The sequence below is a fragment of the Paenibacillus sp. P4_A9 genome, from assembly GCF_056402415.1.
The window spans coordinates 1-19,454 of sequence record NZ_JBFUHL010000006.1; the positions used below are offsets into that span (position 1 = coordinate 1).

Annotated in this window: 15 protein-coding genes; 11 read left to right on the forward strand and 4 right to left on the reverse strand. The window is 44.5% G+C overall.

The genetic code is table 11. The annotated features are described in order from the left end of the window. The 5 genes from AC1DVJ_RS07230 to pckA form a co-directional block, all read left to right on the forward strand. A partial coding sequence (locus AC1DVJ_RS07230; RefSeq protein ID WP_477589501.1) for a helix-turn-helix transcriptional regulator occupies nt 1-1,528 on the forward strand: 1,528 nt, incomplete at its 5' end. A gap of 25 nt (nt 1,529-1,553) precedes the next feature. Continuing rightward, complete coding sequence (locus AC1DVJ_RS07235) at nt 1,554-2,663, forward strand: glycoside hydrolase family 88/105 protein (RefSeq protein WP_477589502.1); 1,110 nt, start codon at nt 1,554-1,556, stop codon at nt 2,661-2,663. Further along, complete coding sequence (locus tag AC1DVJ_RS07240; protein WP_477589504.1) at nt 2,648-3,625, forward strand: bile acid:sodium symporter family protein; 978 nt, start codon at nt 2,648-2,650, stop codon at nt 3,623-3,625. The genes AC1DVJ_RS07235 and AC1DVJ_RS07240 overlap by 16 nt, the downstream gene beginning before the upstream one ends. A gap of 33 nt (nt 3,626-3,658) precedes the next feature. Continuing rightward, nucleotides 3,659-5,824, forward strand: a complete 2,166-nt coding sequence (locus tag AC1DVJ_RS07245) for a glycoside hydrolase family 28 protein (protein ID WP_477589506.1) — start codon at nt 3,659-3,661, stop codon at nt 5,822-5,824. 25 nt (nt 5,825-5,849) lie between these two features. Beyond that, nucleotides 5,850-7,430, forward strand: a complete 1,581-nt coding sequence (gene pckA, locus AC1DVJ_RS07250; protein WP_477589508.1) for a phosphoenolpyruvate carboxykinase (ATP) — start codon at nt 5,850-5,852, stop codon at nt 7,428-7,430. A 439-nt stretch (nt 7,431-7,869) separates the two neighbouring features. On the opposite strand, the gene AC1DVJ_RS07255 is transcribed toward pckA, so the two are convergent. Next, nucleotides 7,870-9,372 (reverse strand): glycoside hydrolase family 26 protein, encoded by a 1,503-nt coding sequence (locus AC1DVJ_RS07255; protein WP_477589510.1) that lies wholly within the window; start codon nt 9,370-9,372, stop codon nt 7,870-7,872. A gap of 164 nt (nt 9,373-9,536) precedes the next feature. Further along, entirely contained in the window at nt 9,537-11,048 is a 1,512-nt protein-coding gene (gene arfA, locus AC1DVJ_RS07260; RefSeq protein WP_477589512.1) for an arabinosylfuranosidase ArfA, read from the reverse strand. Between the two features lie 140 nt (nt 11,049-11,188). On the opposite strand from arfA, the gene AC1DVJ_RS07265 reads away from it, so the two are divergent. Beyond that, on the forward strand, nt 11,189-12,091 hold the full coding sequence (locus AC1DVJ_RS07265; protein ID WP_477589513.1) for an ArsR/SmtB family transcription factor: 903 nt from the start codon (nt 11,189-11,191) through the stop codon (nt 12,089-12,091). A 113-nt stretch (nt 12,092-12,204) separates the two neighbouring features. On the opposite strand, the gene AC1DVJ_RS07270 is transcribed toward AC1DVJ_RS07265, so the two are convergent. Beyond that, nucleotides 12,205-13,671, reverse strand: coding sequence for a HEAT repeat domain-containing protein (locus tag AC1DVJ_RS07270; protein WP_477589515.1), 1,467 nt, complete (start codon nt 13,669-13,671; stop codon nt 12,205-12,207). A gap of 143 nt (nt 13,672-13,814) precedes the next feature. Between AC1DVJ_RS07270 and AC1DVJ_RS07275 the strand changes: the two genes are divergently transcribed. Beyond that, nucleotides 13,815-14,687 (forward strand): helix-turn-helix domain-containing protein, encoded by an 873-nt coding sequence (locus AC1DVJ_RS07275; RefSeq protein WP_477589516.1) that lies wholly within the window; start codon nt 13,815-13,817, stop codon nt 14,685-14,687. 147 nt (nt 14,688-14,834) lie between these two features. On the opposite strand, the gene AC1DVJ_RS07280 is transcribed toward AC1DVJ_RS07275, so the two are convergent. Next, nucleotides 14,835-15,704, reverse strand: a complete 870-nt coding sequence (locus tag AC1DVJ_RS07280) for a helix-turn-helix domain-containing protein (RefSeq protein WP_477589518.1) — start codon at nt 15,702-15,704, stop codon at nt 14,835-14,837. 141 nt (nt 15,705-15,845) lie between these two features. On the opposite strand from AC1DVJ_RS07280, the gene AC1DVJ_RS07285 reads away from it, so the two are divergent. From AC1DVJ_RS07285 to AC1DVJ_RS07300, 4 genes are all read left to right on the forward strand, one after another. After that, complete coding sequence (locus AC1DVJ_RS07285; RefSeq protein WP_477589520.1) at nt 15,846-16,628, forward strand: phytanoyl-CoA dioxygenase family protein; 783 nt, start codon at nt 15,846-15,848, stop codon at nt 16,626-16,628. A gap of 89 nt (nt 16,629-16,717) precedes the next feature. Then, nucleotides 16,718-17,485, forward strand: a complete 768-nt coding sequence (locus AC1DVJ_RS07290) for a DUF975 family protein (RefSeq protein WP_477589522.1) — start codon at nt 16,718-16,720, stop codon at nt 17,483-17,485. 25 nt (nt 17,486-17,510) lie between these two features. Then, on the forward strand, nt 17,511-18,518 hold the full coding sequence (locus AC1DVJ_RS07295) for a hypothetical protein (protein ID WP_477589524.1): 1,008 nt from the start codon (nt 17,511-17,513) through the stop codon (nt 18,516-18,518). Beyond that, complete coding sequence (locus AC1DVJ_RS07300; protein ID WP_477589525.1) at nt 18,515-19,357, forward strand: hypothetical protein; 843 nt, start codon at nt 18,515-18,517, stop codon at nt 19,355-19,357. The genes AC1DVJ_RS07295 and AC1DVJ_RS07300 overlap by 4 nt, the downstream gene beginning before the upstream one ends. The last annotated feature ends 97 nt before the right edge of the window (nt 19,358-19,454 follow it).

Here is a 19,454-nt window from a genome sequence, read left to right on the forward strand (position 1 = left end):
AGCAAACGGTTATTACGAAGGGGAAAATACGGCAGTGAATTACCGCATATCGTCCAATAATTGGATTTATGCTTCCGTCGTTTCCATTGATCAAGTAAMGATGGAATCCAAGAAGATTGCACTCGTTACGATAAATGTCTGCCTGATCGTCTTTGTCGTGATTGCAGCTGCCGCTTTCTACGGGAGTAGACGTATGTATTCTCCAATTCGACGGTTGTTCAAGACGATGGAGCAGTTCGGAGGAGAAACGACAGAGTCTCGCAGGAAAGATGAATTTGCTTATATGGAGGATAGATTTACTGCTTTATTCCGAACACGGAAGCAATTTCAACAGCAGCTTCAAGGTCAAACGGGACAGATGAAAGAGTTCTTCCTATTGAAACTGTTCATGGGACAAGTGACGGAGAGCGAATTTGCTTTCAAGTGTGATACCTATGGTTTCGCGGAAAAAGGGAAGCCGATGGGTGTGATTGTACTGCAGATCGATTCCCTTCAGGATACGAGATACATGGAAAGTGATAAGGAATTGCTGCTATTTGCTATCCAGAACATCGTCAGTGAGCTTTTGCCAGCAAATCGATTGCTGGGTTCACTTTTGCTGGATCAGTCCCAGGTATCATTGCTTACGGGAGATGTCGATGATCCTCAGGAACTGCAAAGGAGCTTTCATCAGGCAGCAGAGGAAATTAAATCCAAGGTTCACGAGCTGCTACAGCTGAAAGTCAGCATTGGAATCAGCCGTGTGTTTTCTCGGTATACAGATGCCATGAATGCCCATGCAGAGGCTTTGGAAGCGCTGAAGAGAAGGATCCGTCTAGGTAGTGACATCATCATCCATTATGATGATATCGAATCCGTTCAAGAGAACAGCAAGCATCTGGCATCATCCCTGACTTACTTGAAAGATTATTTCGTCAACGCATTAAAAACAGGCGATACAACCTCTACCTTTGAACATTACGATCAATATGTTGCGTCGATTATGGAAAAAGAAATCCGGTTTAATGATTTTCAATTTGTGATGGTTGAGCTGATCACGGAGATTCATGGCTATGTCCAGCAGCAAGGCGGCACATTGGAAGGCTTAATCAGCACCAAGTCAGTGCTACATGCTTTCATGAAACTGAACACGGTACAAGAGATTACGTCGTGGTTTAAGACGGACTTGTTGCCACCTGCTCTTGCCTTCTTCAAAGGACGCGCAGATTCGCAATATATCAATCTCGCACATCAAATGGTTAAAATGATCCATGAAGGATATGAACAGGATATTTCTCTGGAATTATGTGCCGCGCAGCTTAAATATCATCCTGTTTATATAAGCCGCGTGTTTAAGAAGGAAATAGGTGTTACTTTTATTGATTATTTAACGAACTATCGGGTTAACATGGCGAAGAAATGGCTGAAAGAGACGGATATGAAGATTTCGGAAATTGCGGAACGACTGAATTATGCCAATTCCACTGGCTTCATCCGGACATTCCGAAAGCTGACAGGGATGACACCTGGCCAATATCGCGACAGTTAAGTTAACCATTCGGGAGAGGGATCGTATGAATTATCAAATGTTGGATCAACTCAGAGATCAGTATTTAGAAAGTGAAGGAAAATGGTTTTCCTTACGATGGCATTATATCGAGAACTGCATTCTCAAATCGTATATGGACAGCTATAAGCAATCAGGCAAAGAAGCGTATTACCAGTTTGTCAAAAATTTCATCGATCGGCTTTATGATGAGAGTGGCCGTATTCCTGCCATTGATGTGAACTATTATAGTATCGATCAAATCAGACCAGCGACCATTCTCTTTGACTTATACAAGAAAGAGAACGATCCCAAATATAAGCAAGTGCTTGACTTGATTTATGAACAGTTGAAGACGTATCCAAGAACAAAGTCCGGAAGCTTCTGGCATAAAGAAAATTATCCGAATCAAGTATGGTTGGATGGACTTTACATGGGGCAACCGTTTTTGGTTCGTTATATCAAGGAGTTCGAGAAACAGAAGAATTATTCGGATACCATCAATCAGTTTATGAATGTTAAAAAATTCATTTTTAATAATGAGAATCAATTATACTACCACGCTTACGACGAGAGCAGAGACATGTTTTGGTGTGACAAAACGACGGGAATGTCTCCGAATGTCTGGGGACGTGCTGTGGGCTGGTTCGTAATGGCTCTAGTCGACGTGCTTGAGCTACTGGAAGATGAACTCGCTGACACCGAACCGCTGAAAGTGATGTTGCAGGAAACGCTAGATGGGATGTTACCTTACCAGCATAGCGGGGGCATGTGGTACCAGATCGTTGATATGGGGGATCGACCAGGGAATTACTTGGAATCCAGCGGAACCTTGATGCTTGCATATGCCATGTTGAAAGGTTCGCGTCTTGGCTATCTTGGTGAAGAATATGCCGAGCGCGGGAAGTTTGCATTTGATGGCACCGTCCGGCAATATCTCCGCGAGGAGAATGGCGAAGTGCTGCTTGGCGGGATCTGCAGAAGTGCAGGGCTGGGCACCAACCCTGATACCGGTAAGGTTCGAGATGGGACCTTTAAGTACTACACAGAGAACGAAATCATCGTGAGTAATAATGGACATGGTGTAGCGCCGCTGCTTATGGCCTATAGCGAGGTTAAGCTATGCTGCACAATTTAAACAAAAGCCTGGAGAAATGGCTTCCGCTGATTACTCCTACGAGTGTTATTCTAGGAATTATTTTTACTGTATGGTTAAAATCCTTTACTTTTTTAGTACCATGGAYTTTCGGTTTTATGACTTTTACAGGCAGCCTAAGTATGAACTTTAAAGATTTGAAAAGGGTATTAACGCAGCCGTTTCCAATCTTTGTTTCCATGATTGCTCTGCATGTGTTGATGCCTGCCATTGCATGGATCATCGGCTATGTATGTTTTCACGACGATATTTATTTGCGAACAGGGTTAATTTTAATGGTCGTCATTCCCACGGGTGTCGTAAGTTTTATGTGGGTATCCATTTATAAGGGGAATATTGCCCTAACGTTGTCGGTTATTTTGATTGATACGCTATTATCTCCGTTTCTAGTGCCTTATACAATGAAGGTGTTTGTCGGTGTACAGGTGCAGATGAATGTGTTTGGTATGATGAAAGGCCTTTTCTTGATGATCGTCCTTCCGTCACTACTGGGTATGCTGCTAAATCAACTTTCGCAAGGAAAGGTGAAGGAGAAATTGGGGCGTCCCTTGTCGCCATTCTCTAAGATTGGGCTAGCTTTCACCATCGCGATTAACGGTGCTGTAGTAGCACCTTACTTGACTAAGATTGACGGTAAACTGGTTATGACGGCTTGTGTGATTGTGGTCTTGGCTTCGTCTGGCTATGTCATTGGTTGGTTGATCGCCAGATGGCTAAAGTGGGACCGAGGTACCATGATTACAATGGTGTTTAATAGCGGGATGAGAAATAATAGCGCTGGTGCGGTGCTGGCCATTTCGTTTTTTCCGCCGCCTGTCGCAATACCGGTTATTATGTGTATGCTTTTTCAACAACTGCTCGCTTCCTTGTTTGGTCAGTTATTTTGTAAATCACCCGAATGGATACAACAGAATAAGCCCTTATCACAAAAAACGATCACTTAAATGAACGCGCTTTAAAAATCAGGAGGGTTTGTTATGGATAGGCATCACAGTAGTGCGAGAGCAGCAGCCGGCTCCGGTATGACATGGGATATGGCGGAAGATATTTTACGCTGTATAAAAGATCCAATATTTTCTGATTATAAAGTAAGTGTGATGGATTTTGGTGCGAAATCCGATGGCATTACGCTGGACACGCCAGCCTTTGAAAAGGCGATAAGACATACGCACGAACATGGCGGGGGAACCGTCATCGTACCTAAGGGGACGTACCTGATCGGTTCCCTTGAGCTTTTAAGCCATGTGAATCTTCACTTAGAGGATGTAGATACTCTACTCAAGTTCACGACCGAAATCAATGAACGTAACTATCCTGTCGCTTATGGCCATTGGGAAGCTTCCCCAGCCTACAACTATCGCGCACTTATTTATGCCTACCGTGCAAGTCATATTGCACTTACCGGTAAGGGTACGTTAGATGGGCAGGCAAGCACCGAAGTGTGGTGGAACTGGAAGCATCAGATTGAGCATACCTGGTCGGAAAGCAAGATCAGCTTGCAGGAGAAAGCCAGCAACCAATTAAGGGATTTGAACAACGCGGGTGTTCCTGTTGAGAAGCGGGTATTTGGCGATGGCAGTTATCTGCGTCCGAATTTTATTCAACCCCTCTATTGCGACAATGTACTGCTCGAAGGCGTAACACTGATCAATTCCCCCATGTGGCAAGTGAATCCTGTTCTGTGTACGAATGTGATCGTTCGCGGTATGACACTTCGCTCCCACGGCGCAAACAACGATGGTGTCGACCCGGAAAGCTGCAACTATGTGTTAATAGAAAGCAATGTGTTCGATTCCGGGGATGACTGCATTTCGCTTAAATCCGGCCGTGATCTGGATGGAAGAACGCTAAATGCTCTCTGTCAAAATATCGTGATCCGAAACAACACGTTCGCCGACGGTCACGGCGGTATCGCACTAGGCAGCGAGATGAGTGGCGGGATTAAGAATGTATTTGCCGACGATAACCATTTTGACAGCCTGAATCTTACGTATCCGCTCCGTCTGAAAACGAACGCTAGAAGAGGCGGTAAAATTGAGAACATTTATTTGCGTAACTCGATTATCGAAACGGTCAATCAGGCGACGATCCATGGCACGATGTTTTATGCGGAAGGAAGGGACGGCGAATATCTCCCGGAGTTTAAAAATATTGTGGTGGAACATGTAAAAGGCAATGGCGGGCAGTACGGCATCTTTCTCGAAGCGTTCGAAGAGGTGCCTATTACCGGACTTGTCTTGAGAAATATTGAAATTACGAACGTGATAAATCCAATCCGTGCAATTAACTGGGGCAAAGATGTCCTATTGGAGAATGTGACCATCAATGGCGAAGCGTACCCGCGGCCAACAGAAGCGAGGATTTTGGGAGTTCCTGCTCCTGGTGCCACGTTGCACGCATCAGCTCTTCTGATCGGTGGTGATGCAGACAAGCTGACGTATACCTGGTTGCTGGCAAATGTATACGACGATGATTACAACTCCATTTCAGTTGGCTCGACGTATACCGTTCCAGAGGATGCGATCGGTAAGTTTGTCACGGTATGTGCTACGGACTTAAGTGGAGCGGTGGAGGTCAGCATGCCTTATAAAGTGTTGGCAACTGTTTCCGCTGCCTGGCTTCCAGAGAACAGTCCGATTGCGTCAGCTGTCAGTCGAATTGCATCCAAAGGGTTTATTAATCGGGATGACGCGATTGATCCAGAAGGATTGATCACGCGAATAGAGATTGCCCGCATGTTGGCGAGAATGTGGAAGATAACCACGCCTTTCAACAAGCTCGTCATCGCAGATATGGACAACTCGGACCCTGACTACAACGTAGCGGCGGCTGTCATTGAAAAAGGCATGATGGCGCTTCATAAGGGCAACTTTTGCCCAAATGAAACGATCACAAGGGAAGAAATCGCGTCCGTTGCCATGATGAGCTGCGGCGTATCGTTCAAAAATGCTTCCACGATTTACGATTCTACGTTTCAAGACGGAAACGAAATCGGCGATGTTTATTTGACGAATGTTGAGCGCAGCTGCTATTTCGGGTTTATGACAGGAACTGAGGACCGTAGATTCTCGCCCAAAAGAGTAGTTACCTATGCGGAAGTAATCACCATATTGGATCGGATTTCGGATTTTGCTGGGATGTAATGAAGAAAAGGATGGCGAAAAACCTATGAAGATGATGAATCTAAATAGACAGTTAGAGGATGTCTTGGAAAGAGAATCGGTTCATTATCAATTATCTGTTCCTAGACTTGTGGAAAAGGCGATCGCACGTAAAGAAGGTGTATTAGCCGCAAATGGGGCTCTTCGAGTTTCCACAGGTAAATTTACAGGACGATCTCCGAAAGATAAGTATATTGTTCATGAACCGTCTGTCGCTGATCATATAGCATGGGGAACTGTAAACCCACAGATGACCCAGGCTAATTTCGATAAGCTTTACATAAAAGTAGTGGATTACTTAAACGATCGTGAGCTTTTTGTATTCGATGGTTATGCGGGTACGGATCCCAATTATCGTTTGCCTATTCGAATCGTTAATGAGTATGCATGGCATAATCTGTTCGTTCATCAACTCTTTGTACGTCCAACGGAGGAAGAATTAAAAACGCATTCAGCGGAGTTTACAATTCTAGCGGCACCGGGGTTTAAAGCGAATCCGTCTATGGACGGGACACGATCTAATACTTTTATTGCCATCTCTTTTGAGAAAAAAGTAGTCTTAATCGGTGGCACGGAATACGCCGGTGAAATGAAGAAGGCTATTTTCAGCATACTAAACTATCTGCTCCCCTTTAAAGATATATTTCCAATGCATTGCTCTTCCAATGTTGGTAGGAATGGTGATGTGGCGTTGTTCTTTGGACTTTCGGGCACTGGGAAAACGACATTATCAGCAGATCCTGATCGTCATTTAATTGGTGATGATGAGCATGGTTGGACAGAAACGGGAGTATTTAACTTTGAGGGCGGTTGTTATGCCAAATGTATTGGCCTTTCTAGAGAGAAAGAGCCTCAAATTTGGGATGCTATTCAATTCGGTTCCGTATTAGAGAATGTAGTATTGGAAGCTGATACGGGAAAAACGGACTATAACGATAACTCGATTACGGAAAACACGCGTGCTGCCTATCCGATTGAAAATATTCCTGGTGCAATGATTCCTAGCCTTGGCGGRCATCCGGAAGTGATATTATTTCTGACAGCAGATGCTTCAGGTGTGCTTCCTCCTATTTCCAAGCTAAACAAAGATCAAGCTATGTATCACTTYCTTTCCGGGTATACGTCGAAATTGGCTGGAACTGAGCGTGGAGTCACACAACCAGAAGCTACGTTCTCGGCTTGTTTCGGAGAACCCTTTCTTCCACTTCGCCCAAGCGTGTATGCGGAACTTTTAGGTAAGAATATCGAAAAGCATCATGTACGCGTGTATCTTGTGAATACAGGATGGTCTGGCGGGGCTTACGGCACGGGCAAAAGAATGAATCTTGCTCATACAAGAGCCATGATTACGGCCGCGATTAATGGAAGTATTGAACAAGCCGAGTATAACCTTGATCCTATTTTTGGTCTTTCGGTGCCCAACCATATTCAAGGAGTCCCAGATGACATTCTTATCCCGCGAAACACGTGGGAAGATAAGGCAGCCTATGATTTAAAAGCCTCTGACTTGGCGTCTCGCTTTGCGAAGAACTTCGAAAAGTTTGATGATGTAAGTGAGGGTGTTCGCTTAGCTGGACCTAAAGTGTAAATAAGTCTATCCCTTGTTGCTTTGTGCAGCGAGGGATTTTTTTGACAGATAAGAATTTATTTATTTTGGGTTTTGAGGTGAGCGAAGCTTGAGATTTCACAGCTCTCAGAAATAGAATAACTGGAAAATCTCCAGCTACTTTTCGCAAATTTCGCTCATAAGTCAACTTTGATGGAAAATCTCCAGCTAATTCTGCACGAATCGTGTCAATTGCTCGAAATGGACAAAATTAACTGTATAAAATCCATTTATTCTATAAATTACTAATATTTAGCTATATTTAACTACAAAAAATCCATCTATTTGTGGGGAATGAACGGTGGTTTAAGTTAAGAAGATAACTTGTTGGATACTGATAACAGACATTCAAAAGCACCCTGAAGAAATTCGGGGTGCTTTATTCGTATGTCGCGCTGACGCTTCGATGATAGGTAGTCTTTTAATACCTCGTAACACCAATCAATTCCATCCTGTCATTGTAAGCCAACACGTACCAAGGTTCTGATGCAGATTCAGGATTTACTTGAATGTCGATTTCCCAAGGAGCCTCATAACTAACGCCAAGAAACTGTTTCCCTTGATAAATGGCGATGGCAAATGGGGGTTCCCCCTGCTCATTTTCAAGCTTAGGATAGACAAGAACGGTTTGTTTCCCAGTAGGAAGTGAAGGGCCAATGACTGGCGTATAGCGGTATGGAATAGGATTCACACCTGTTTCGACTTTGCTTAAAAACCAATCGGATGCGATCAGTCTTTGATATAACCCGTCCATGAATGGATTCTCCCCGATATCGTACACATAATTCCCGTTCGTTCGAACCGCCTGAGCTTTGCTGAAGTTGAAGTATGTGATCGCTTTGACCTGTGGAAACAATCGCGGCAGCAGTCCGTACATGTACCCCAACTGGTCTTCTGCCCAGCTCCAGTAAGCATTGTTAGTGGGCAAATACGTGTGAGCAATGGCGCCCTCTGAAATCATAATAGGTTTATGGCTATAACGGTCGTAGAGCGGAGCGAAGGTATCGATCACGGTTCCCTTAAGCAGTTCTTTACCTGATGAAAAGGGGGTACTATACAGTGATAAACCAACCCAATCCACGTAGGAGTCCCCTGGATAGTAATCATCGATCGTATCCGGTGGCCAGAAATTTGGCGACCACACCATAGCCACATTAGGCGCTTCTTGGGCCATGATGTCGTGGATAAGACGGAATTTCTCAATGTATTTCTGAGGCTCTCCGTGCCATGGCACCCATTCTCCGTTCATCTCCGAAGCATAGCGGAGGAAGATTGGAATGCCGGAGGCCTTGGCTTCTCTTGCGAAGCGGCGGACGTATTCGTCATCCTGCACGTCGTCTAAGCCATAGCGCGGTTCCCAACCGATCTGAAGTGCACCGCCAAGCTCCTTCACTCTCTCAGCTGTACGTGCGGGGAAATAAGTATTCGTATCAGTCTGCAGCTTTCGCCACCCGACATAAGACAAGTATAGAGCGTGCTTGCGTCCGTAAACGTCTTCAATCTTCGTAACATCGTAACCGACTCTGCGATCGGCCCCGAGCATACCGATATATACCCCCGATGCCGGCTCATGTTTGGCTAGAGGGGAAGACTCAGAAGTTTCAACCRATTCGGGCGTCAAGGGAGTACGGATATAAAGTTCCATATTTGCTGAAGGAGTTTGAATGCTAGAGGAAGTAGGTGTAGATATTGAAGGAAGTCCGGCTGTGTATACAGCGATCCGGTCCCGATAGGCAGCTGCGGCCTCCAGTTGTCCTGATTGCGCAGATTTCTTCTCTTGGTTGTTCCAAAAAGTTAGGATATCCGACTGTTTAGGCCGTTCAGGTGAAGAAGTAACAGTAGGATGAGTCAGCACGGCAACCGTGTCAGCTTGATTGTGCTCGAGCTGATCTCCTTCACCACTCATGACTAGTGTAGTAATCACGATGCAACTCGCCAAGCTGAGAAGGGCTCCCAATGTCCAAACTACCTTTTTTAGCATGATCCAAGTTCCTCTCACAGGGGATTAACATTCATTGTATGCCCAAGTCTAGGAGATGGTCAATGGAGGAAAACAGGCTGTCCCATAAATGAGACAACCTGTTTTTGTTAACCCTTTTTGGATTGTAATCGGATCACGTTCCAAGATGCTTTAGCCAGTTGGCTTTTGACGTGACCATTGTCAATGGAGGATTGACCGCCCCTATGCGGAGTGACATGATTCGGGTTAGCCTTGGTATTAACGGCTTTAAGATCCTCATGCTCAAGCACAATATGCTCAATCAAGCTAACATCGCCGAAGCTGCGGATGTCGAGATCCAGTTCCATAGCTTCTGAGAGATGCCGATTGACGGCAAAGACCGTAATTTGACCATGTTCTTCGTCGTATACGCAAATCGATTCAAGATAAGGGACGTCCGTAAAATCCTTGGAATCATATTTGGGTGAAGAATTGACCGTATGAAGAACGGTTCCTCTGCCATAAATAGAAGCGTGAAGGAATGGGTAGTAAGTCGTTTGCAACCATAATGGACCACCAGTTTCTGTGGTAATCGGCGCGATCACGTTAATCAATTGAGCCATGCAAGCCATTTTGACACGATCAGCATGTTTCAGGAGCGTAATGATGAAGCAGCCAACGGCCAAGGCATCTTCAAATGTATACACATCTTCGAATTCGGGCGGAGCGATCTGCCATCGCTCTTCCATGCGACTGGTTCCGATTGTATGCCAAACATTCCATTCATCTAAGGAGAGCATAAGCTTTTTCTTACTGCGCTTTTTGGCTTTCACATAATCACAAATGGAGGCAACACTGTCAATGAACTGATCGAGATTAAGCGATGTGGCAAGGAAATTGGAAGTGTCATTGTTATTATTATTGTAATAGGCATGCAAAGATAAATAGTCAACATTCTCATAGGTCAAATCGAGAACGGTGGCCTCCCAGTCAGCAAAAGTACTCATGCCGCTTGATGAGCTTCCGCAAGCAACCAACTCAATGGATGGATCGACCCAACGCATCACTTTGGCGGTCTCATTGGCGAGGCGACCATACTCTACAGCAGTTTTGGTGCCGATCTGCCATGGCCCGTCCATTTCATTGCCGAGGCACCAGGTTTTGAATCGGTGAGGTTCCTTATAGCCGTGTGAAATCCGTAGATCACTATAGTAGGAGCCAGACGGATGATTGCAGTACTCGATCAGATTTCTTGCGTCGTCTATGCCACGTGTCCCGAGATTAACTGCCATCATGACCTCTGTACCCACTAACTTCGCCCAATCGGCGAATTCATTGGTACCGACTTCGTTCGTCTCCGTTGTCCACCAAGCAAGCTCTAGAAGTCGTTTGCGATCTTTCTTCGGGCCGACACCATCTTCCCAATTATATCCGGAAACAAAGTTGCCTCCCGGATAACGGATGATAGGAACATTCAATGCACGAATGGCTTCGATTGCATCTTGCCGGAAACCATTCTCATCCGCGGTAGGGTGACCTGGCTCGTAAATACCGCCATAAACAGCTCGCCCTAGGTGTTCAATAAAAGATCCATAGAGACGAGGATCGACTTGTGCTGTAACGAAATTTTTGTCTATGAGCATACTTGAACGAAGGGACATGGGGTAATCCTCCTATTGAATTAGCTTATTTATGAATTCTGAGTTCGTTGATTTCTTCACTATTATGTACGATGATGATTATGTGGTTCAAGTATAAAGTTTAGGATTAATAAAATTGCATATTCTAGGAGTGGAATTCGATGTATCTAAAGACGGATGCTGCGTCGCTACAGGTGTACGAAGCATTGGCGAGCGAAGTACGCCTGAAAATCATAGATAAGCTTTTCATCAAGGAAATGCACATTAAGGAACTCGCTGCCGAGCTCTATCTCAGTAATGCGATTGTCAGCAGTCATGTCAACAAACTCGAACAAGCAGGACTTGTAGGCAGTAAAATGAGGCGAGTTAACGGTGGGACCTATAAATTTTGCTTCGTGAATACGGAATACTTGCAGATCAAGCTGTYTCCTGAGCGAAAATCAAGCAGCAGCTCGAAGGAAGTGTCCGTGCCGATAGGTCATTACACGGATTATGAAGCATGGCCGACATGTGGACTTGCGACGACCAAGAAGATGATTGGTCACTATGATAATCCCACCTATTTTATGGATCCGGAAAGGGTAAACGCGGGTATTCTTTGGTTTGCGAAGGGATTTGTCGAGTATAAAGTGCCCAATTATTTGTTAAAAGATCATATTTTAACCGAAATAGAAATTTCGCTGGAAATTGGATCGGAAGCTCCTCAAGTGAACGAAAACTGGCCCTCAGATATTTGTTTTTCGCTAAATGGGACGCAACTGGGTACCTGGACAAGCCCAGGCGATTATGGCGAGACGAGAGGGAAGTTGACGCCAGAGTGGTGGCATTCGGATGTGAATCAGTACGGGCTGCTGAAGGTACTTCGCATCACGGACAATGGTTCTTATATGGATGGTCAACGTCTTTCTGATGTGAGCATACAAGACTTGAACGTAGACCCGAAGCACTGGATATTCCGAATAAGCGCGGAGGATACCAAAAGGGGGCGCGGCGGTTTAACACTTTTTGGTAAGGGATTTGGGAACTATGAACAAGATATCTTGATGAGATGTTTCTATGAGTGAACAGCACGCAGCAGCCGTAGGATCGGCTGCTGTTCGTTTTTCATAGCTCTATTGTGAAAGTATTCGAATACAAAACTGATCTTAGATCCTCTATCTGGTTCTTACTAATTAGTCTAGAAAGTACTAATTTTGCTTGTATCTTGACACCAACGGGAAGCGCGGTAGTACCGAATCAAGATATCAACGGCTTCTTCCGATCGCAGATGTGTGAGTGCTTCTACTGCATAGGCTCTGACGTAACGGTCCTTGCTGTAAAGCGCTTGCTCCAAGGATTGGACAACTTCTTTCACATCGCCAGCATGACCTGTGCGCAGTAATGAAAGTGCAGCTGTATATCCAATTTTATTGGCAATGTATGGCTGAAATAACTTTTTCGATTCAGTAGATTGTAATGCTGAATCAGTTTCGGTTTCACCTAGTAGAGAATCATTCAATACTTTCGCTATTGCCGAAACAACTTGATGATCTGCATGCTTGAGCATACCTAAAGATTCAACCGCATTACGAAGAACCCAATCGCTTTGATCCTGCAAGCTTGCAATAAGAGATGATACAACATCACCTTCCGAAGATCCTATCATCCCGAGTACGAATACTGCCAATGCCCTGCGCTTCTCATCCGTATGCGTAACAACGTGGAGAAGCTCGGGAATTGCCGCAATGCCAGCACTTTGCAATCCATATGCAGCACGTTCTGCTTCCAGGTTCGACCCCTCCGTAATTGCCGCAATCAGCTTTGAGATCCCTTGGGTGCCAAGTTGTCCAAGCTCATAGGCAGCATTCAATGCGGTCATTTCCTCTGCCTCAAGCTCTTGCCGTAATGCCAACAATCGCTCCTCGGTCATTGTCGTGTCATCCTGTTTTGATCTATGTTCTCCACGAAGCCAATCCCAGACGTCTTGCCATAGACTCATATGGATAGCTGGCGTTCCTTCCGGAACAATCATCTCACTGCTTTGATGATTCCAGCTCGGAGAGGTTGGTGCACTCAATCGGAGAAATTGAAACTTAAGCATATAACGATCTAGTTCGGATACGTTAAGCGAAGCTTTATGCCACAAGTCGAAATGGATGAGCACCATAGTACCTGCCTTGCCTGTTGGAAGCAGGGTCTCACCACGGTCGCCAAGAAATTTTTCGTAGTATTGGGTGCCTGGCATTATCGCAGTTGGTCCTAAATCTTCCGTAATATCGTGCGTGTAATACAAAATCATCGCCCACCACGGTCGGTGGCTGCGCATCGAAGACCAATAGCCATCCTTATGCCATTGTCCGCCGCCTGGCGTCGAATTTCCAGGTTGGTTGTAATGACAGTGGCGATGCGGATGCATGTAATAATCCGGTCCGAGAACACTGCTTAAGGCTCCCTTGACGACTGACGTATCGAACAACTGCTGAATGTCTGGAATACGGGGGAGAATGTTATTGCCAGGATTACCTTCGTTATGCATAACGTAATGAATTTGATTCATAATGCTCTTATGAAGCTTATCAGGCATGTCGTTCTTAAGTACAAGATAACCCTTTGTAATAAATTGCATCATTTGCTCATCCGTCAACAAATAATTGCTATCCAACATGTGAAATCCTCCTTGAAATCTTCGTCGTTACTTAGAAATATTACAATGTTTGCCGTATTTTGTATTTGCAAAATCGTCAATTATTTGTACAATCGTCATATGAATTAATCATAAATCTCACTTTTATAAGGTGGTGATCGTGGATGGATTTCGCCGACTTGCATCCTTATGTGTACTATGCAACCCGTTACTCTTTCTCCAAAGGACAGACTAACAACAATCGGATCTGCTATACCTCCTCGCTATATTTAATCAGCGAGGGAAGAGGTGTCATTCAGACAAACGGTCTCACGTATGAAACGGCACCTGGTTCTCTTTTCTACATACCGGCAGGACAACTCCACCATTGGGTTGCCGACAGCCAAGACCCGATGGTCCATGTTTGCTGTTATTTCGATTGGTCATACATAGATCGACGGGTCGAGTTCACCCACCCGAGCAGGATATGTTATGATGCAGCCACTCTGGTTTCTACGCTTATTGGACCTGCATTTCCTTATTCTTTGCCCGAGCATGTAAAAGTGGAGAAGTTGCAGCTGTGGGTGGATTTATTCAAAAAGTTCTATACCGAAAATCAATACATAAACGAGCGAACATACGTGCGAAACTTAAAAATCCAGAGCAACTTTCAGCAGTTTATCGAGTTTTTTCTAACTTTTGTCCTGAAAGAGGAGCATATTCCGCATCTTCGCATGTCCAAATTGCTCGAGCGATTGGATCAGGATCTCATACATGGGAATGTACAGCCTTTGGATGTCTATTATAAAGAGCTGGGTATAAGTCGTGGTTACTTTTTTGATTTGTTCAGAGATGCAACTGGATTGCCACCTACCCAATATGTCATCCAATTTAAGATGAATCGGGCGGAATTTGACCTCCTGTATACAAATCTGAGCATTACCGAGATCGCAGACAAGCACGGATTCTCTTCTGTGCATTATTTCTCGAAGCTATTTCGCAAGTTAAACGGGTTATCACCTCGGGAGTATCGAGAAGAGAACAGAGAAGGTTTATGATTTTTTCTTACCACATAAGAATTTATATGTTTCCGGTACTCGGAAGTTCAAATTCTTATTGGCGATAAAAATAACATCTAAAACGCGGTCGCTCATCTTCGAAGTACTTCGATAGAAATTTTTCTCATTGTATTTGCAGTTTATGGATTAAGTATAACCCTTCTCTTTCTGACGGAATCGACCTGGTGGAACCTTTTTCTCCATTTGAAAAGTACGAGAAAAATAATGCACCGATGAGAAGCCGGTCATTTCGGCAATTTCTTTAATCGGCAGCTCACTGCTGAGCAAGAGATGGGCAGCTTGGCGGATACGTTCGCTGCGGATGAAATTGGTAAAAGTTTCATGGATCCCCTCCGCAAATAAGCGAGAGAGATGACGTTCCGATACGTTCAGATAGCTGGCAACATCTTTAAGCTGAAGTGCTTGAGCGAGGTTATCGCGAATATAGAGCTTGGCACGCTTCATCAAGACATGTGTGTTTGTTTGGCGGTTCATGTTCTTCTTCGGCAACGATCCGAATACGGCTGGAAACGAAACTAGCAAGGCGTAAGCAACGGAATGAATCGCTATGTAGGGCAGACTCCCATGACCATCCCGTATCAGAAGGGATCGCCACAACTGTGCAATGGGCTGATCCTCTGACGTATATATGCAAATATCGCCATGTTCAGCAAGTTCATTGAAGGCCATTTTCATCGAATCCTCACATAAAGTTTCATCGAGCTCGAAGGCGACATAGACAATGTGCAATCCTTTGTCAGTGCGGATTTGGTGTGTAATGCCAGGCTTTGAACAAAACATAGTACCAGCGCGGAGCGGATAGATGCGCTCATCCTCTGCATAGTCTCCTTCTCCATCCAAAATGTAACAAATCTCGAAGAATGAATGTTTATGGGGCTGATTCTCAAACATACAGGGCTCAACCCCCCAATAATGAACTTTAAAGCAAGCGCCAGCTCCTTGGATAACGCTTACAGCCTCATTAAGCATGGAAAAAGTTTCCATGTGCAGATACATTGGCTTCACCTCTTCAAGAAAAATATTGGCGTCAAAGTACAAAAAGGTGTCCTCTGGTGAAAAAGAAAATAATGACGATACTTCCTATAATTATAGATAGAAAGTGGCTTCATGATCAACTACCAATCGGAGGGATAGACAATGATTCAATCTAAGGATGTCGATTTTTACAAAGAGAACGGGTATTTACTAGTAAAGGGTGTTTTCAATGAAGTGGAAGTTGCCCAAATGAGACAGGGTGTTGAACACATTATTACACGCGCAGCTCAAGCGAAAGCAGATCGCAACGATGCTTGGCAAGGGGACTATATTCCGGCAGAGGAGCTGAAGAAGCTCGTACTTAAAGGCTTTCACGATGTGCACTATCATGATGCGGCCTTCATGAGAGCTGTTATTCATCCTAATATGGTTGCTGTGTTAACACAGATTATAGGACCTAATGTTCAATTACATCATACCAAGATGCTCGTTAAGCCACCTGAGAACGGCGCTGCATTCCCCATGCATCAGGATTATCCCTATTTTCCGCACGAAAAACATACAATGCTCGCTGCAAGTATTCATCTTGACAATGCTGACGAAGAGAATGGGTGCTTGCGAGTCATTCCAGGCTCTCATCTCGAGGGGAGCTTACCGCATGTCGGCACCCACTATCTGAATCATAAGGAATATCCAATTCACCTAGGAACACCATGTGAGGCTGAGGCTGGCGATGTATTGTTCTTTAATTATTTAACGATTCATGGCTCTTCCGCGAATAAAAGCGCTAGAACGAGAAGAAATGTGTTGTTTCAATATCGGGAGGCTAGCGACTTTCCTTGCAATCAGGATCATTTTGATTGGGGCATGGGACTGATGGTAAGCGGTGAGAATCCTAATTTCACTAAAGTGAAACCCAACTTCCAAATTATTAAGGAAACCTAAAGTTTTCTTTGGTAAAAACAGGTATTGTTCTATGACTATCTAAGTTAAAGTAAGATGGTATACATAGGCTTTACCTGAGGAGGGATTTCGTGAATTGGTCGCGTAAAGAGTTAAAAAGCAGAGCGAAACAAGTATTACGAACGACGTACTGGAAAGCATTTCTAGTAAGTTTGTTACTAGCTTTCATTAGTGGCGGGTTTCCAAGTTGGTCTGGGAACTGGAATTTGAATTCGCATTCGAATCCAAACATTAACTTGTCCGATACGCATCTAGGATTCGGTCATGTGACTGATGGTGTAGGTGTCATCATTCTGATCGTGATCATTATTGTAGCGATATTGGTAGGCTTGGCCGTCACAGCTTTCAACATTTTTGTACTTGCTCCATTTAAGGTGAATACGCAGCAATATTTTAAACAAGCTTCTCAGGGCGAAGCTGACTTAAATTACCTTTTATATGCATTCAAAAAAGGGAGATATTTAAGTGTTGTCGCAGCTATGTTCTGGAGTGCTTTACTTAATTTCTTGTGGTTTTTATTGTTCATCATCCCTGGCATTGTGAAGACATATGCGTACAGTATGGTTCCGTTTATTCTTGGTGATAATCCTACGATCGGTAGGAAAAGAGCCGTTCAACTCAGCAATCAGATGACTCGCGGATATAAATGGCGGATGTTTGTCCTGGATCTCTCCTTTATTGGTTGGTTTCTTCTCGGTGCCTTAGCTTTAGGCGTAGGTGTGTTGTTCGTGTTGCCGTATTATAATACGACGAAAGCAGAGTTATATCTGTTTTTACGTCAGCAAGCCTTGCATGATGGTCTGAGCGACCCGAAAGAATTAAATCTACCCATTTCATAAGGAGCTGATTGTTTTGTCTGTCCCAGTGATAGTAAATAACGCGCAAATAACCACAGCTAATTCGAAGCATTCGATTACGATGATCATGGGGATGTGGCTAATCATTGGCTTGTTTATTGATGGGTTCGCCCATAACCATGGTGCGGTCGAAACTTTTTTTACTCCATGGCACGCTATTCTTTACTCCGGGTACTCGGCTTGTGCGGTGTGGATTTTTATGATGATTCGCTCGAACAAAATCAACAGCCAATCAACCACTTGGTTCGCGGCGATCCCCGTAGGCTACAAGCTTGGTGTAGCAGGCGTGGTCCTCTTCTTTCTTGGCGGGCTAGGCGATATGTATTGGCACACTGTCTTCGGCATTGAGGTTAATATTGAAGCCCTGCTTAGCCCGACACATCTTCTTTTGCTTGCGGGTGCCCTCTTAATTCTGACAAGTCCCTACCGTGCGATCAGCGCTGCTGAAAAGGGTGCTGCGCCAACGTTCCGCCAATTGTTACCGGCGTTAACTTCAATAGGGCTAACCTTTACGGTGTTCGCTTTCTTCCTGATGTATGCTTGGTCTTTTCGCCAGAACTTATGGATGGCTAGGGACTACGATGCGATCGCAAGAGCCGTCGTGGATTTCATGCTGACAACGATGATTCTTGTGATTCCATTAATGTTTGTGCTACGGAGATGGAAACTCCCCTTCGGTACGGTTACTTTTTTCTTTCTGTTTGAATCTATATTCTTAGCGGTATTGGATGGATTTAGAGATTATGGATCAATTATCATATTGCTCATAAGCGGCGTGATCGGTGATGTGTTATTTCGAGGGATCAAAGAGAGGGAAGTGACAGACTGGCGATATAAGGCTGTGTTCTTTGTTCTTCCGATCTTGATCTGGGGGCTGTATTTCGCCAATTTGAAATTATTTCATACCTTGGATTGGGCTCCTGAGCTGTGGGGCGGCTCGATTTTCCTATGTGCGCTAACCTCGCTTGGATTAAGTATTCTTGCAGCACCGGTTACTTCCAGCCCAAGCGAATGAAAGTGAAGTCGCTGTCAATTCTCTGTTTAGTTGTCTTCCTATCGGCTTGTGGCTCATCATCCAATACGACGATTGATATGTCTGATATGTCTGATATGTCGGGCATGTCGATGACGCCGTCATCCGTCACCCATCAACACACCAATGATGCGCTTGCCCATTTCTCTGTGGATTCACCGAATTACTTACCGAATGAGCTATCGAACGTCACGATTCTGGTTCAAAATAAATGGAATCGGCCCATCGAGAAATTTGATGTGATGCACGAGAAGCTCATGCACCTCATCGTGGTCAGTAAGGATTTGTCCTACTTCGAACATTTACATCCAACCTATGCAGGCGCCGGGCGATTTGATGTCAAAACGTCATTCCCAGCAGGCGGCTATTATCAGCTATTTGCTGATTTCACGCCAACTGGGTTAGGGGAAACGGTTCAGTCCCATTGGGTGACGATTAACGGGAAGGCGTCGAAGGCTGTTAAGCTTCAGCCAGATAAAAGTTTAACCAAACAAGTCGGTGACAAGGAAGTCACACTAGCTTTCGATCATTTGATGGCTGGCATGACATTGGACATGGTATTCACGTTTAAGCAGGGTGCTGCGAAAACACCTGTTACGGACCTGCAACCGTATTTGGGAAGCATAGGTCATGTTGTTGCGATCAGTGAGGATGGAAAAGAATATGTTCACGTGCATCCGACTGATTCTGCAGCCACTTCGGGCCCTGCAGCGGCGTTCAAAATTCAGTTCCCCAAAAAAGGGATCTACAAAATTTGGGGCCAGTTTCAGCAAAATAACGAAGTTTTCATCGTTCCGTATGTGATCCATGTGAATTTGTAATATAAAAGAAATATAGTAGACATCTGCCATACATGTTAATCGATTATAATAAAAGACGACCCCCTTTTAAAATATAAACCTTTAGACCCGCAGCCCG